The 16,092-nt window shown below is 60.9% G+C and carries 14 protein-coding genes and 1 pseudogene; 11 read left to right on the top strand and 4 right to left on the bottom strand.

Going from position 1 to position 16,092, the window contains the following annotated elements:
- Window positions 1-6 precede the first annotated feature (6 nt).
- From ACO06L_RS20760 to ACO06L_RS20740, 5 genes are all read left to right on the top strand, one after another.
- Window positions 7-813 (top strand): enoyl-CoA hydratase-related protein, encoded by an 807-nt coding sequence (locus ACO06L_RS20760; protein WP_202347247.1) that lies wholly within the window; start codon window positions 7-9, stop codon window positions 811-813.
- 2 nt (window positions 814-815) lie between these two features.
- The gene (locus ACO06L_RS20755; protein ID WP_202347246.1) at window positions 816-2,825 is read left to right on the top strand and encodes an acetyl/propionyl/methylcrotonyl-CoA carboxylase subunit alpha; all 2,010 of its coding nucleotides are present in this window, start codon (window positions 816-818) and stop codon (window positions 2,823-2,825) included.
- Window positions 2,825-3,733, top strand: a complete 909-nt coding sequence (locus ACO06L_RS20750) for a hydroxymethylglutaryl-CoA lyase (RefSeq protein WP_202347245.1) — start codon at window positions 2,825-2,827, stop codon at window positions 3,731-3,733. Before ACO06L_RS20755 ends, ACO06L_RS20750 begins: the two co-directional genes overlap by 1 nt.
- Window positions 3,734-3,876: 143 nt before the next feature.
- Window positions 3,877-4,452 carry a peroxidase-related enzyme gene (locus ACO06L_RS20745; RefSeq protein ID WP_202347244.1) on the top strand — a complete coding sequence of 192 codons (576 nt, stop codon included), beginning with the start codon at window positions 3,877-3,879 and terminating at the stop codon, window positions 4,450-4,452.
- Window positions 4,453-4,504: 52 nt separating this feature from the next.
- Window positions 4,505-6,193, top strand: a complete 1,689-nt coding sequence (locus ACO06L_RS20740) for an AMP-binding protein (RefSeq protein ID WP_202347243.1) — start codon at window positions 4,505-4,507, stop codon at window positions 6,191-6,193.
- A gap of 188 nt (window positions 6,194-6,381) precedes the next feature.
- Here ACO06L_RS20740 and ACO06L_RS20735 read toward each other — a convergent pair whose 3' ends face one another.
- Complete coding sequence (locus ACO06L_RS20735) at window positions 6,382-7,314, bottom strand: AraC family transcriptional regulator (RefSeq protein ID WP_202347242.1); 933 nt, start codon at window positions 7,312-7,314, stop codon at window positions 6,382-6,384.
- Between the two features lie 196 nt (window positions 7,315-7,510).
- On the opposite strand from ACO06L_RS20735, the gene ACO06L_RS20730 reads away from it, so the two are divergent.
- From ACO06L_RS20730 to ACO06L_RS20705, 6 genes and pseudogenes are all read left to right on the top strand, one after another.
- A complete protein-coding gene (locus tag ACO06L_RS20730) occupies window positions 7,511-8,596 on the top strand; it encodes an aldo/keto reductase (RefSeq protein ID WP_202347241.1) in 1,086 nt (361 codons plus the stop codon).
- A 57-nt stretch (window positions 8,597-8,653) separates the two neighbouring features.
- Window positions 8,654-8,776: pseudogene (locus ACO06L_RS20725) on the top strand (DUF2959 family protein); the annotation flags it as partial.
- A gap of 234 nt (window positions 8,777-9,010) precedes the next feature.
- A complete protein-coding gene (locus tag ACO06L_RS20720; RefSeq protein ID WP_227715941.1) occupies window positions 9,011-9,571 on the top strand; it encodes a LemA family protein in 561 nt (186 codons plus the stop codon).
- Window positions 9,571-10,329 (top strand): TPM domain-containing protein, encoded by a 759-nt coding sequence (locus ACO06L_RS20715; RefSeq protein ID WP_064227305.1) that lies wholly within the window; start codon window positions 9,571-9,573, stop codon window positions 10,327-10,329. Before ACO06L_RS20720 ends, ACO06L_RS20715 begins: the two co-directional genes overlap by 1 nt.
- A gap of 60 nt (window positions 10,330-10,389) precedes the next feature.
- Window positions 10,390-11,007, top strand: coding sequence for a TPM domain-containing protein (locus tag ACO06L_RS20710; protein WP_202347239.1), 618 nt, complete (start codon window positions 10,390-10,392; stop codon window positions 11,005-11,007).
- A 20-nt stretch (window positions 11,008-11,027) separates the two neighbouring features.
- Window positions 11,028-13,013: a hypothetical protein gene (locus ACO06L_RS20705; protein ID WP_202347238.1), complete on the top strand. Its 1,986-nt coding sequence runs from the start codon at window positions 11,028-11,030 to the stop codon at window positions 13,011-13,013.
- Window positions 13,014-13,033: 20 nt separating this feature from the next.
- On the opposite strand, the gene ACO06L_RS20700 is transcribed toward ACO06L_RS20705, so the two are convergent.
- From ACO06L_RS20700 to ACO06L_RS20690, 3 genes are all read right to left on the bottom strand, one after another.
- Complete coding sequence (locus ACO06L_RS20700) at window positions 13,034-14,305, bottom strand: MFS transporter (RefSeq protein WP_202347237.1); 1,272 nt, start codon at window positions 14,303-14,305, stop codon at window positions 13,034-13,036.
- A gap of 87 nt (window positions 14,306-14,392) precedes the next feature.
- Window positions 14,393-15,136, bottom strand: coding sequence for an ABC transporter permease (locus ACO06L_RS20695; RefSeq protein WP_064227301.1), 744 nt, complete (start codon window positions 15,134-15,136; stop codon window positions 14,393-14,395).
- Window positions 15,136-16,083 carry an ABC transporter ATP-binding protein gene (locus ACO06L_RS20690; protein ID WP_202347236.1) on the bottom strand — a complete coding sequence of 316 codons (948 nt, stop codon included), beginning with the start codon at window positions 16,081-16,083 and terminating at the stop codon, window positions 15,136-15,138. The genes ACO06L_RS20695 and ACO06L_RS20690 overlap by 1 nt, the downstream gene beginning before the upstream one ends.
- Window positions 16,084-16,092 lie beyond the last annotated feature (9 nt).

Raw genomic sequence — 16,092 nt, 5'->3', positions numbered from 1 at the left:
ACTGACATGACAGACAACGAATCCGCAGTTCTGCTCAGACACCGATCCGAAGGCATTGCCGAGGTGGTTCTCAACCGCCCGGACAAACGCAACGCCTTCGACGACGTGATCATCCAGCAGCTGATCAGCACCCTCACCGAAGTGAATGCCGACAACAGCGTGAAGGTCGTTATCCTGCGCTCCGAAGGCAAGCACTTCTCCGCAGGGGCCGACCTTGGCTGGATGCGCCGTATGGCCGAGAACAGCCGCCAGGAAAACCTGGACGATTCCCGGGAACTGGCGCGGCTGATGAACGTACTCAACCATCTGTCCAAGCCGGTGATCGGACTGGTACAGGGCGCTGCCTTCGGCGGCGCGGTGGGCCTTGCCGCCTGCTGCGACATCGTCATCGCTACCGAGAAATCCAGCTTCTGCCTAAGCGAAGTGAAGCTCGGCCTGATTCCGGCTGTGATCAGCCCCTACGTGGTGCGCGCCATCGGCGAGCGCCAGGCCCGGCGGTACTTCATCTCCGCCGAAGTATTCACCGCCAGGCAGGCTCAGGAATACGGCCTCGTACACATCGTCTGTGACGATGTCGACGCCATGGAAGCCCGCTGCAACGAGATGCTCCAGCAACTGGCCATGAACGGGCCCGAGGCTATGAAAGCCGCCAAGGACCTGGTATTCGCCGTTAGCCACAAGCCCATCAACGACGACGTGATTGACGACACTGCACACCGCATCGCGGATATCCGGGTGGGTGAAGAAGGGCAGGAAGGGCTCAGCGCCTTCCTGAACAAGCGCAAGGCCAACTGGGTTCCGGAGGAAGAATAACAATGTTCAGCAAGATACTGATCGCCAACCGGGGCGAAATCGCCTGCCGGATCATACAAACCGCCCACCGCATGGGCATTCGCGTCGTCGCCGTCTATTCTGAGGCCGACGCCAATGCACGGCACGTGGCCATGGCCGACGAAGCCTTCCACATCGGCCCCGCGCCCAGCTCCGATAGCTACCTGCGGGCTGAAAAGATCATTGAGATTGCCAAGAAGAGTGGCGCTCAGGCCGTTCACCCGGGCTACGGTTTCCTCTCGGAAAACACCGCATTCGCCGAAGCCTGTGAAGCCAACAACATTGTCTTCATTGGCCCGCCCTCCTCGGCCATTGCCGCCATGGGCTCCAAGTCTGCGGCCAAGGCCATCATGGAAAAAGCCGGCGTACCCCTGGTGCCCGGTTACCACGGCGACGACCAGTCCGTTGAAACCCTGCGGGCCGAAGCCGAGAAATGCGGCTTCCCGCTGCTGCTCAAGGCCGTCGCCGGTGGCGGTGGCAAAGGCATGCGCGTGGTGAATAACATGGGCGAGTTCGACGATGCCCTGGCGGCCGCCAAGCGCGAAGCCCAGAACGCCTTCGGCAACCCGGACATGCTGATCGAACGCTACCTGACCCAGCCACGGCACGTGGAGATTCAGGTGTTCTGCGACAAGGATGGCAAGGGCGTGTACCTGGCCGAGCGTGACTGCTCCGTGCAGCGCCGCCACCAGAAAGTCCTGGAAGAAGCCCCGGCCCCCGGCCTGAGCGAAGACACCCGCAAGGCCATGGGTGAGGCCGCCGTGCGCGCCGCCCAGGCCATCAACTATGTGGGTGCCGGCACCGTTGAATTCCTGTACGACGTGGACGGTTCCTTCTTCTTCATGGAGATGAACACCCGACTGCAGGTCGAGCACCCGGTGACCGAGATGGTTACCGGCCAGGATCTGGTGGAGTGGCAGCTGAAAGTGGCCTGGGGTGATGCCCTGCCACTGGAACAGTCCCAGGTGAAAACCCGGGGCCACGCCCTGGAAGCGCGGATCTACGCCGAGGATCCGGACCAGGACTTCCTGCCGGCCACCGGCAACCTGCGCTACCTGAGCACTCCGGATGAAAGCGCCCACGTGCGGGTCGACACCGGTGTGACCGAAGGCGACGACATCAGCATCCACTACGACCCCATGATCGCCAAGCTGATCGTGTGGGACGAAACCCGCGACCAGGCCATCAACCGCATGGTCCAGGCCCTTGAGCATTACCGCATTGCCGGCGTGAAGACCAACATCCGGTTCCTGCACGCCCTGGCCGACGCACAGCCGTTCCGGGAAGCGGACCTGACCACCGGTTTCATCGAGGATCACCGGGAGCTGCTGTTCCCGAAATCCAAGCTGGACACCCACAAGGCCCTGGTACTGGCCGCCGGTTTTGTACTGGAGCAGCGCAAATCCCGGGAAGTGGTCAGCACCGACCCCTGGTCACCGTTCGGCCGCCAGAACAGCTGGCGCATGAACTCCGAATACGCCCAGCCACTGCAACTGCAGGTTGGTGAAGAGATTCACGACCTCAAGGTACTGGAGCGCGATGACCGTTATCAGGTGTATGTGGGCGACAGCGTCTACAACCTCACCGCCCGCCTGGACGACGATTATCTGCAGGCGGTCATCAACGGCCACCGCATCAGCATCCACGGCAACCTGCACAACGACCAACTGGTGCTGTTCTACGAAGGCGATACCTTCAACTGCAACGTGTACAAGGAAAGCTACGGCTTCGAGGAAATGGCCGGCGACGGCAGCCTGGCCGCGCCCATGAACGGCGCCATCGTCGCCGTGCAGGCCAAGGTCGGCGACAAGGTCACCGCTGGCCAGAGCCTGGTGATCATGGAAGCCATGAAGATGGAGCACGCCATCAAGGCCCCGGCTGACGGCGTGGTCACCGAGATTTTCTTCGCCGAAGGCGACCAGGTTTCCGAAGGTGCTGAGCTAATTGCCATTGAGGTGAATGACCCTGAAGCGAAACAAGAGGAGGCAGGCTGATGGCCTTTCCCAAACAGGTTCGCCTGGTTGAGATGAGCCCCCGGGACGGACTCCAGAACGAGCCCGGCCCGGTGATCGCCACCGCCATCAAGACCGGACTGATCGACCGCCTGGCAGACAGCGGCCTGAGCCACATCGAGGCCGCCAGCTTCGTGTCCCCGAAATGGGTGCCACAAATGGGCGACGCCGCCGAGGTGATGGCCGGCATCAATCGCAAGGCTGGCGTTCGCTACTCCGCCCTCACCCCGAACCTGAAAGGGTTTGAGGGGGCACTGGCAGCGAAGGTCGGCGAAGTGGCCGTCTTCGGCGCCGCGTCCGAATCCTTCACCAAAAAGAACATCAACTGCACCATCGCCGAAAGCCTCGAACGCTTCGCCCCGGTGGTGGAAGAGGCCCGCAAACACGGCATCCCCGTGCGTGGCTACGTTTCCACCGTCATGGGCTGCCCGTACGAGGGCGACATCGCCCCGGAACAGGTGGCCACCGTGGCCAAGGCCCTGTACGACATGGGCTGCCACGAAATCTCCCTGGGCGACACCATTGGCGTAGGCACACCGATCAAAGCCAAACGCATGCTCGAAGCCGTCGCTGCGCACGTGCCCATGGATAAACTGGCTGCGCACTTCCACGACACCTACGGCCAGGCACTGGCCAACCTGTATGCGGTGCTGGAACAAGGCGTCAGCGTCATCGATGCCTCCGTCGCCGGCCTCGGCGGCTGCCCCTACGCCAAGGGTGCCTCGGGCAACGTAGCCACCGAAGACGTGCTATACCTGCTTAACGGCCTTGGCATCAAAACCGGCGTCGATCTTGAAAAGCTTGTCGCCACAGGCGACTGGATCTGTGGCCAGCTGAACCGCCACAACGGTTCCAAAGTCGGCCAGGCACTCGGCGGCAACTGCCAATGATCAAATTGGCGGGCGGGAACAGCTTCCCAGGACTGTCTGCAGCATGGATGCTGCAGTCAAGCGTACAGGGACGTATTTACAGCGTGTCCTGGGAAGCTGTTCCCGCCCGCCAAAGCACCGAACAAGAAGGCTAGGAGCCAAGAATGAGCAAGAAAAACGTAGTCGCCCTGGATCTCCCAATCCCGGAGATCAGCGAGATGCCAGAGGACACCCAGAAGTACTTCCAGATCTGCCAGGAAAAGCTGGGCATGATCCCGAACGTACTCACCGCCTACAGCCAGAACCTCAAACAACTGGAAGGTTTCACCCGCCTGTACAACGAGCTGATGCTTGGCGAGGGTGAACTCTCCAAACTGGAGCGGGAAATGGTCGCCGTGGTGGTCTCCTCCGAGAACAAATGCTTCTATTGCCTGGTTGCTCACGGCGCCGCCGTGCGGGTCCTGAGCGGCGACCCCCAGCTGGGTGAGCACATGGTGATGAACTTCCGCAGCGCCAAGCTGGACAAGCGCCAGCGGGCCATGCTGGATTTTGCATCCCACCTTACCCGCTCACCGGCCACCGTTACCGAAGACCACATCCAGGCCCTGCGGGATGCCGGTCTCAGCGACCGCGGCATCTGGGATCTCAGCAACCTGATCGGTTTCTACAACATGTCCAACCGCGTGGCGATTGCCAGCGATATGCAACCCAACCCCGAATATCACAGTCAGAGTCGCTAGCAGGTAAACCACCCTGCTCGCCCTCGAATACAAAAACAATGGAGGCAGAGATATGAGCAAGACTCTACCAAGTTATACAAGCGGAACCGCGGAAGTGCCCCTGCTGGGCATGACCATCGGTGAAATGCTCGACCGCACCGCCGAGAAGTACCCGGACAACGAAGCCCTGGTGTGCCTGCACCAGGACATTCGCTGGACCTACAAAGAGTTTGTTGAAAAGGTCGACGAAGCCGCACGTGCCTTCATGGCCATTGGCGTCAAACGTGGCGACCGCGTGGGCATCTGGTCCCCCAACCGCTATGAGTGGACCGTTACCCAGTTCGCCACCGCCAAGGTCGGTGCCATCCTGGTGAACATCAACCCGGCTTACGGCGTGCATGAACTGCAATACGCCCTGAACCTGGCTGGCATCACCACCCTGGTAACGGCTGACAGCTTCAAAGCCTCCAACTACCGCGAGATGATCTACGAGCTGGCCCCGGAGCTGAAGCGCAGCGCCCCCGGCAAGCTCAAGGCCGACCACGTGCCCGAGTTGCGTGCGGTAATCAACGTGCACCAAGACAAGCACGATGGCATGTGGACCTGGAAGGAATTCGTCGGCTTCGCAAGCGACGTATCCCAGGACGATCTGGTAAAACGCCAGGGCGAACTGCAGTTCGATGATCCCATCAACATCCAGTTCACCTCCGGCACCACCGGCAACCCGAAAGGCGCCACCCTCACCCACCACAACATCCTGAACAACGGGTACTTTGTGGGCGAGAGCCAGCTCCTGACCGAGAAGGACCGCCTGGTGATCCCGGTGCCGCTGTACCACTGCTTCGGCATGGTCATGGGCAACCTGGGCTGCATCACCCATGGCTCCACCATGATTTATCCGGGCGAAGGCTTCGAGCCCAAGTCTGTACTCCAGGCCGTGCACCAGGAGCAGGCCACCGCCCTGTACGGCGTGCCCACTATGTTCATCGCCGAACTGGCTGAGCCTGAGTTCGAGACCTACGACCTCTCCACCCTGCGCACCGGCATCATGGCTGGCTCCATCTGCCCGGCGGAGGTGATGAAGAAGGTCAACGGCAAGATGAACATGAAGGAAGTTCAGATTGCCTACGGCATGACCGAAACCAGCCCGGTTTCCACCCAGACCAGCTCCCTTGATCCGTTCGAGAAGCAGGTGACCACCGTGGGCCGCACCCAGCCGCACCTGGAAACCAAGATTGTCGATCCAGGCACCGGCAACGTGGTTCCGCGCGGGGAGATCGGTGAACTTTGCACCCGTGGCTACAGCGTGATGCTGAAGTATTGGAACAACGAAGAGAAAACCCGCGAAGCCATCGACGATGCTGGCTGGATGCACACCGGTGACCTGGCCACCATGGACGAAGAGGGCTACATCCAGATCGTTGGCCGCATCAAGGACATGGTCATCCGCGGTGGTGAGAACATCTACCCGAAAGAAATCGAAGAGTTCCTCTACACCCACCCGGCCATCGAAGAAGTACAGGTAACCGGCATTCCCGATGACAAATACGGCGAAGAGCTGATTGCCTGGGTGAAGCTGGCTCCGGATGCGGCGCCCGTCACGGCCGAGGACCTGCAGGCCTTCTGCAAGGGCAAGATCGCCCACTTCAAAATCCCGAAGAACTACAAGTTCGTGGATGAATTCCCGATGACCGTCACCGGGAAGATCCAGAAGTTCAAGATGCGGGAGATTTCAATCGAGGAGATGGGGTTGAAGAAGTAAGGCTCCCGCCCTTTCACTCCCTCCAACTACAGACCCCGGCTTATGTCGGGGTTTGTGCTTTGTGTAGTCCGCGTATGGGCGAGGAGCTGGGCTGGGGCATCGAACTCAGCCCGATGGACTACTGCCCCGCGATCCGTGAGGCGGAGGCTGCGCGCGGCGAGTGGGGATGACTGGGCGGGCAATCCCCCTCAAACACCACTCTCAATCGCCACACTGGACCGCATCACGGCCTTGTCCCGGCCCGGTGGTGCGCCAAACAGTTTGCGATAATCGCGGCTGAACTGGGACGGGCTTTCATAGCCCACCTGGTAGCCAACACTCGCCACTTCCTGATCATTTAACAGGAGCCGTCGGGCTTCCTGCAGGCGCACCAGCTTCTGGAACTGCACGGGCGTTAACCGGGTGATGCTCTTGAAATGCCGGTGGAAGGTCGCCGGGCTCATACTTGCCATCGCCGCCAGTTCCGCCACCCGGAAGGGCTGCTGGTAGTTCGCCTGCATCCAGGCGGTTACCCGGCCAATGCGGGCGGTGTCGCTGTCTTTCAGGCCGATCTGTTGAAGGGCCGGCCCCAGCGGCGAGCGCAATACACGCCAACAGATTTCCCTACGGACAAGCGGCTCCAGCACTTCACGATCCTCCGGTTGATCCAGCAACCGGAGCAGGCGGATGACAGGATCGTACAGCTCGTCCGGCATCCCGGCCGTGACCAGTGCTGGCTGTTTCGGGCCCCGATACGCCATTTCCGGGTGGGTCACCAGCAGCTCGGAAATCATCGCCGGATCAATTGACAGGCTCAGCGCCAGATACGGCTTGTCCGGGGCGGCCTGCACAATCCGGGAGTTCACTGGCACATTGACGGACGCCAGCAGGCACTCGCCCTGGCGATAATGAAAGGCCGACTCCCCAACCGCCGTCACCTTGGCTCCCTGCAACACGATGCAGAACGAGGTCTGGTAAAGGGCCCGGATGGTGCCGCTGGGTTCCAGGGCGCGGGTTAACCGCAAACCGTCGATCGCGCTTTCCGGGCCGTGGGTCTGCCATTGCTGCTCGACAAGATCACGGAGCCGGCCCAGGGATGGGTTGTCAGGTTGCATTGGAATCACGTTAGGCTGGGCAGTCATGTTGGCCTCCTCGTCTGATGGGATCATAGACTGTCCGGCGCCGCACTTCAGCAGGGGCATCCCCGGTCTGACACTAGGTTGAGAGGATTGTGCAATCCTCTGATAGTTTCCGCCAGCCCGATTGGCCGTGCATCGCCTAGTATGAATCGACGGCCCTGCTTCGGCAGGTTCTTCCATGACGAAGAGGTGATCGGCTATGACAACACCCAACCTACCCCAATCCACCCATGACGCCTCCCTGCGCCTGAGAACGCTGGGCAACTCGGGGCTGTTTGTATCGGAACTGTGCCTGGGCACCATGACCTTCGGCGGCGGGAATGATATGTGGGGGCTGATCGGCCAGTTGCAGCAGGAACAGGCCGATGAGCTGGTGAAGATGGCCCTGGACGCGGGCATCAACTTTTTCGATACAGCCAACGTGTACGGCGGTGGTGCCAGTGAGCGTATCGTGGGCCAGTCCCTGAAGAATCTGGACGTTCGCCGCGAAGATGTCGTACTAGCCACCAAGGTGCTCGGCCCGATGGGCGAAGGCCCCAACGCCCGTGGCGCATCCCGCGGCCACATCATGAGTGAGTGCAAGGCCAGCCTGCAGCGACTGCAAACCGATTACATCGATCTGTACCAGATCCACGGTTTCGACCCGGCCACGCCGATTGAGGAAACCCTGGAGGCACTGAATACGCTGGTGCAACAAGGCCATGTCCGTTACGTCGGCCTGTCGAACTGGGCCGCCTGGCAAGTGATGAAAGCCGTTGGCATTACTCGGGGCCGCCTCCTGTGCCCTATTCTTTCACTGCAGGCCTACTACACTCTGGTGGGCCGGGATCTCGAACGGGAAGTGATCCCAATGCTGGAGTCTGAAAACATAGGCCTAATGGTATGGAGCCCGCTGGCAGGCGGCTACCTCTCCGGCAAGTACGAGGGGCCGGACGTGTCCGAAGAAAACCGACGCGCCAAGTTTGATTTCCCACCGGTCAACCGGGAGCGCGGCAATGCTGTCATCGCCGTGATGCGGGAGATTGCCACCGGCAAGAAGGTCGATGGCCAGCCCGTCAGCGTGGCTCAGATTGCGCTTGCCTGGCTGTTGCACCAGGACGCCGTGACCAGCGTTATTGTCGGAGCCAAGCGGATAGACCAGTTGCGGGACAATCTCCTGGCGGCACAGATCCGGTTCTCAACTGACGAACTGGCGGCCCTGGATGAAGTCAGCCGCCTGCCGGCGGAGTATCCGGGCTGGATGCTGGAGCGACAGGGAGAGTATCGGGCACATATGAAGGCATGATATTCGACCTGGAAGAGCCTTAGAAAGCAGAACGCGGAGCATCAGGAGGATCAGGCGTTTTATCTCAAGCACGATCTGAGCGACCAGGCGATCTGTTCGCTAGCGACTTGGCTGGTGAGTATCCGCCGGGAGGTAGACAGCCTGATTCGCAACATCGAGAAGTGGATTGAGGAGTCTGACGCTTTCATCCATTGTGTTCGCGACGGCGGGTATTCGCTGCCAAGGTTACAGCCGATCGATAGCGTTTTCGCCTTGAAAACAAGGGTTTTGTCCCAATATTGGGACTTGAACCGTTGCCTTCGCCCGCTGGCCGGGCGGACGCCCTTCTTCATGCAACCACATCAGGGAAAGATTATGACCGGAACCCTCCACACTCCGTTTCAACAACGGAACTTCTGGCGGCTGACCTCGCTGATGGCGTTGGTTCTTTTTCTTAGCGGCTGTGGGATCAATAACATCCCCACCTACGATGAGCGAGTGACCGCAGCCTGGGCTCAGGTGGAAAACCAGTACCAGCGCCGGGCAGACCTGATTCCCAATCTTGTGGAAACCGTAAAGGGTTTCGCCGCGCAGGAGCAGGAAACTCTCACTGCGGTGATTGACGCGCGCTCGAAAGCGACATCAATCCAGGTAGACGAGAGCATTCTCAACAATCCCGAGAAGCTCAAGCAGTTCCAGCAGGCCCAGGGTGAGCTCAGCAGTGCCCTGAGCCGACTGATGGCGGTTTCAGAACGCTACCCGGACCTGAAATCGAATCAGAACTTCCTGGCGCTTCAGTCCCAGCTTGAGGGCACAGAAAACCGTATTGCCGTCGCGCGGCGGGACTTCATCCAAGCGGTGGAGCGGTACAACACCGAACTGCGAACCTTCCCGGGCAAGATCTGGCACAGCCTGCTGTACAGCGATCTCGAGCCCCGCGCCAACTTCGAAGCCACCACAGAAAACGCGGATGAAGCACCCGCGGTGGAATTCTGATGGTTGTCCAGCTCAACAAGAGTCTGTTACTGGCATTGCTGGTGTTGCTGCCAGCTACCGTCTGGGCTCAGTCCACGCCGGAATTTCCCGAACTGACTGGCCGGGTGGTAGACCGGGCGGAGATGTTGTCTCCCGAGGTGGAATCGCGCCTGAGCCAGATGCTCCAGGCCCATGAACAGGCCAGCACCGAACAGGTAGTGGTGGTTACCCTGCCGAACTTGCAAGGTTATCCGATTGAGGATTTCGGCTACCAGCTGGGCCGGCACTGGGGTATCGGCCAGAAGGGCGAGGACAACGGCGCGCTGCTGATCGTGGCGGAGGAAGAACGCAAAATCCGCATCGAGGTGGGCTATGGTCTTGAAGGCCGGCTTACTGATGCCGACTCCTCGGTCATCATCAATCGCATTATTACCCCGGCGTTCCGTCAGGGGGATTTTCAGGCCGGTATCGTTAACGGCGCCGCCGCCATGATCCAGGTACTCGGCGGCGAGCCCATGGCAGCTCCGCAGAGTCAGCAACCCGTTGCACTGCAGGAGAAGCCCAAAGCCGGTATGGTCGCGCTGTTCTTCATCATCATGATGGCGGTGGTGTTCTTTATCGGCAGCCGCGGTGGCCGTGGTGGCCGCGGAGGTGCTGCGCTGTTAGGGGCAGCATTGCTGGGTGGCGCCATGGGCGGCCGGGGCGGAGGCTTCGGCGGTGGCGGCTTTGGTGGCGGCGGAGGCGGCTTTGGCGGCGGCGGTGCCTCCGGTGGCTGGTAGCGCCACATGGGCATGCTCGCGCGCTGAATCCCCTCACCTGACAATGAGAATGGCACAATCATGACATTACTAAGCAAAAGCGATCAGGAAGCCGTTACCGCCGCCATCAATAAGGTGGAACGGGAAACCGACGCCGAACTGGTAACCGTGCTGACGGCCCAATCGGATAACTACAGCTATATTCCACTGGTCTGGGCCGGCATTCTGGCGCTGCTGGTGCCGGGTATCGGCAACTATTTCGGGAACTGGTTCGGAGCCGACATGCTCATGCTGGTGCAGTGGGGCACGTTCGTCGTGCTCAGCCTGCTGTTCCGGATGCCGGGCATAAACACCCGCCTGATTCCCCGGCAGGTGCGTTACTGGCGGGCCTCCAACCTCGCCCGGCGGCAATTCCTTGAGCAGAACCTGCACCACACGGAAGGCGGCACCGGCATGCTGATCTTCGTCTCCGAAGCGGAACGCTATGTAGAGATTCTGGTGGATCAGGGCATTGCCGATGTGCTGGACAACTCGGTATGGGAGAGTATTGTCGCGGACTTCAGCGAAAAAGTTCGCCAGGGACAGACCCGGCAGGGGTTTCTTGACTGCATTGCCGCCTGTGGCAAACTGCTCAAAGAACACGTGCCCGCCACCCACGAGCGCAATGAACTACCCAACCATCTCGTGATTCTGCCCTGACGGAAAAGGGAGTCAACGCTATGGAGCGCCAAGACCCGGATCCTGCGCTCAAGCCGGCATTGATGCAGTTCGATATGGCGCTGGCCGAGTTTGCCCGGGCCCGGAAATCGGACCCAAAGGCCTCCAGCCTCAGCCTTCTGGAGCGCGCAAGGATGCTGATGACCCTGTCGGGTGGCTTCGACGCCCTCTACCGCAGGGTCCGTTCGATGGAATCCGCTGGTATTTTCGGCACCAGCGACTGGGCCCAACCGGCCATCCTGCAACCGGCGCTTGCCAAGCACTCCCTGCGAGAGGCCGGTGCGGTCACCACCATCGTGGAGGCCATCAGCGAGCTGCGCATGCTGGCCGTCACCCGTGGCGATTATTTCCATCCGGGCATTTCCGCCGAGCAGGCTCGCCATTTTCTCACCCAGGTAATGGCTCTGAACCTGGACCTGCTGTCTGGCCAGCTCACAGAAGCCGACCGGGAACGACCGAAGCAGCTCGGAACCATTGTTCAGGACCTTTACCGATATCTGATTTCCCACCTGGGATACGAAAGCCTGCTGGACAGCCTGGTGGCAGAGGTTTGGCGCTTGCTGGACCAGGGCCCAGTCCAGGTGGACAGCATCTGCGAGATGATCGGTCAGATCGCCAAATGCCTCTACGACCCCAGCATCAAAACCCGGCGCAATGCCGACGCCACCCGACTGGTAAAGGCGCTCTTTGCCCCCACACCTGCCAGCGCAGAGGACCCGGGCCTTGCCGTTTACGAGCAGCGTCTGAAAGACATGGACGATGTGGCACTCTCCTCCGAAGCCACCTACTTTGCCCGCAGCATGTTCGATACCGGCCTGGCCTCCCCCTACCACGCGGTGATGCTGAGGTTCCTGCGCGCCACCGGCCAGGACGATCTGATACCCAACACACTGGGCCTGACCATGACCGGCCTGGACGATCTCTACTGTTACACCGAACTGGTGCATGCCCTGATTGACGAGGCCATCTACCCGGAGACCTGCCAGGCGGTGTATGGCCTGACGATGATGCTGGAACGCGGGTCGCTCTTTACCCCCTCCGTTGCCCAGGCCCTGTGGCGGCAGATCAAGCTTCGCCCCTCTGCAGAAACCGATCAGGCCCTGAGCGAGGCATTCGGCGATGCGCGCCCGCCGAGGGTGTTCCTGCTTGCCGGTGTTATCAATCTGCTGGGCCAGCCGCTAGGTGTTGGCCAGGGCAACAACCCCACCTGCCAGTCCGCCATTGGCCTTTCCATGTGGGCATCCAACGAGGCGGATTACCTGCTTCAGGTCCTGGCCTGGGCAGCCCGGGACAACGAGGTGCTGAGCCGCTTCGAAGGCCAGGAGGTTTCTTCCCGGGATCTGGAGCCCGGCCTGGTGAAAGGCACACCGGTGGACGTGGACCCGGTGTCGCTGGTGCTTATCCCTCATCTGGATCGCATCTACGGCGAAATGTGGCGCCGCTGTGAAAACCGCGACGACGACGCCCACCGCTGGATCAACCCGGAATTCTACGGCTGGTGGGTCAGCCACGGCTTCCGCGCGGTAACCGATGTGAAAACCGGTGAGGTAAAGGACTATGAAGGCTTTATCCGGCATTTCTACGCGAGCTACCACCCCTTCTACAACGGCAACATCCCGGTCATTCACGCCCAGCCAGCGGGGATAGCCGTAACGGACAGCGCCGCACGCTTTGTTGGCCGACACGCCATCAACATTCTGCGGGTCGCCCTCAGCCCAAAGAACGAGATGCGGGTTTATTTCTTCAACCCCAACAACGACAGCGGCCAGAACTGGGGCCAGGGCATCACCTGCTCAACCCACGGCAATGGCGAATTGCGCGGCGAAGCCTCCCTGCCCGTAGCCGAATTCACCTCCAGACTGTACGCCTTCCACTATGACACTCTGGAGCTGGGCGACCTCTCGGCCATACCCGATGAGGAAGTGGCCCGGGTGATGGACCTCGGCTACACCAGCTGGGCCGCGCGGACCGATACACCCGAGGAGTAACGCTCTCCCGGCTATCCCCCCTAATAACTCTCCGTCTTGCCGGTAACCGGCGAATAGGGTTCGCCTTCCTCGTCCTGAAGCTGATAGTCGTAGGCCGCCTGCAGACCGGTATCTTCTTCCGTCTCTTCTTCCGGCTCATATTCCAGATACCGTGGATAGAACGGCGAGAGCATGGCCACAACGATCCCGATGGCGCAGAACATGCCAAAGGCATCAGCGTAACCCACGCCGCCGACCAGCATACCAACCACCGGCGAGCCAGCCGCCTGGCCCAGGGATACCGCTATGAATGGCAGCACCGGCCCCATGGACAAACGCCCCGGCAACAGGCGAATGCCAGTCATCAGATACAGCCCGGTCAGACTCATGTAAGCCAGACCAAAAACCAGCGCCGAAAACGCCGAAATCAGTAAGTTGTCGGGGCTGGCAGCCAGCAACGCCAGGCTCGCAGCCAGCATCATCAGCATCAGTGCCTGGGTGATCGGCGGATTGTTGCGATCGGCCAGATCGGCCACGACCGCGCCACCCAGACCGGCAATACCAACGCCCAACCACAGCCAACCGGTGGCGTCAGATGGCATGGACCCGAGGTTAACCACCAGGTCGGGCGCGAAGATCCAATAAGCGGCAGAGACAAAGCCCATCATGAAAGCGAACAGCGAGAGCCTGAGCAGGCGCCACCACTGGTCGGCGCTGATTGGCTGCACCGGCGCCGCATTGGCGGGGACAACACGGGAAACAGACGGAATAAAGAACCAGGTGGCAACGACACCGATAACCGCCAGCACCGCAAAGGAAGCGTAGGCGTAGCGCCAGGCACCGGCCAGGAACAGTATGGTCGGCACCGCGATCATGACACCGACACTCGTGCCTGCATTCATTACCGAGCTGACCCGGCCGTGGAGAGAGCGTCGCACCAGCGCCTGCATGGCGGCTGTAAGCGCCGGCATCATGAGGCCCGTACAGATGCCACAGAGAACCACACCAACTCCAAGGGAAACAGCTCCCACCGCTTGACTGATCAGCGCCAGGCCAACAACACCAAAAATACCGGAGGCCATGGCGGTATTACGGGCGCCGAGCCGGTTTGCCGAGAGCGGCGCAACCATGGTTGCGAATACGAAACTGATCAGTGGCAGCGCACCGATCACACCAATCACATCCGGCGCCAGCCCCAGTTCTTCCCGGATAGGAGGAACGAACAAACCGAACGCAAAGCGCGCAAGCCCGTAGCTGATTGCGATCAGTGCTGCGCCCAGGAGTGCAAATGACGTGCTCGAAGGAAACTTCATTCCGATGTGCTCCTTGCGCTGTGCATGCCTCTCAGCCTAGACATCAAAGCAAGGTATTTAAAGCACCGGGCAGCCGCGGCGCGGCTTTTAGCCCGCGGTCTGGGGCAGAAACCGACGGTCCCAGACCCGCTCAGCGGCTTCAAACAGGCTATCCACCGTGAGCGCCAAAAGGCCAATCAGAATCGCACCCTGCAACACATAGGCCGTGTTGCCATTTACCAGCCCCGCAATCACCGGATCACCGAGGGTGCGGGCACCGATCGTTGAGCCGATGGCAGCGGTGGCAATATTGATCGTAACCGAGGTCCGGATGCCGGCCAGGATCACCCTGCCCGCCAGCGGCAACTCCACCTGCAGCAACACCTGAAAAGACGACATGCCCATACCCAGCGCAGCCTGCCGGACGGTGGCATCCACTCCTTCAAGGCCCGCCAGTGTGTTGCGAAGAATGGGCAGCAAGCCATACAGAATCAACGCCACCAGAATCGGTGCCTCACCAAAACCAAGAACCGGCACCGCCAGGGCCAGAACCGCCACCGGTGGAAAGGTCTGGCCGATGGACGCGATCTGGCTTACCAGCGGCAGAAAGTCCCGGCCCGAGGGACGGGTTGCGAAGATACCGCCCGCTACCGCAGCGACGGTTCCAACAAGTGCGGAAATCACCACCAGCATCAGATGGTTCTGAAGCAGAAACAGGAAGCTCTCCCGCTCGTAGATCACGTTCTGTTTATCCGGCTGGACCCACTGGAACAGCGGCTCCAGAACCGGCATGCCGGCGCTCAGGGCACACAGAAGCGCGGTCAGCAGTACAGGCGGCAACCAGATCCGCATCAGGCACCTTCCCGGATAATGCGTTCGCGGGTGATGGTTCCGGTTTCCTCGCCATCGGCATTGAACACTGGCACCTGATTCCAGTTCTGCCAGAGCATAATCGAGAGGGCCACTCTCAGACTGTCGGCTTCCTTGAGGCCGTCGGCGCCGGGCTCAGGCTGCCTGGGCTGCGGGTAGCTCTGCATCAGGTCTCGTACAGTGCGCAGGCTCATCAGCTTCAGGCCCCGGTCCTGCTTGCCCACCAGATTCTCCACAAAATCGGAGGCCGGCCGTCGGAGAATGTTCTCCGGCGTGTCGTGCTGGATGATGCGGCCCCGGTCCATCACGGCAATGCGGGTCGCCAGCCTCAGGGCTTCGTCGATATCGTGGGTCACAAACACGGTGGTTTTCCGCAGCTGACTCTGGATGCGCAACATCTCCAACTGCAGGTTTTCCCGGGTGATGGCATCCAGCGCGCCGAAGGGTTCGTCCATCAGCAGAATATTGGGGTTGGCCGCCAGCGCCCGGGCAACCCCCACCCGCTGGGCCTGCCCCCCGGACAGTTGCTGAGGATATTTGTTGGCGTGGGTGGCCGGGTCGAGATCCAGCAGTGTCAGCAGATCATGCACGCGCTCGTCGATCCGCTCGCGGGGCCATTTCAGAAGCTGGGGCACCATGGCGATGTTGCGGGCCACCGTCCAGTGCGGAAACAGGCCCGTGCCCTGGATGACATACCCCATGTTCAACCGCAGCTGCTCCGGGTTCATAGCGGTAACGTCCTTGCCGTCCACCAGAATCTCGCCCTCGCTGTGGGGCAACAGCTGGTTGATCATTCGCAAAGTGGTGGACTTGCCACAGCCCGAGCTGCCCACCAGCACGCACACTTCCCCGGTTTCGACCGTCAGGTTGATCCGGTCCACGGCCACGGCATCGCCGAAGCGGCGGGTTACGTTTTTCAGTTCGATCATTCGGACATA

The organism is Marinobacter sp., assembly GCF_965229985.1.
Taxonomy (GTDB): Bacteria; Pseudomonadota; Gammaproteobacteria; order Pseudomonadales; family Oleiphilaceae; genus Marinobacter.
This window is presented reverse-complemented; position numbering and strand designations above follow the sequence as displayed.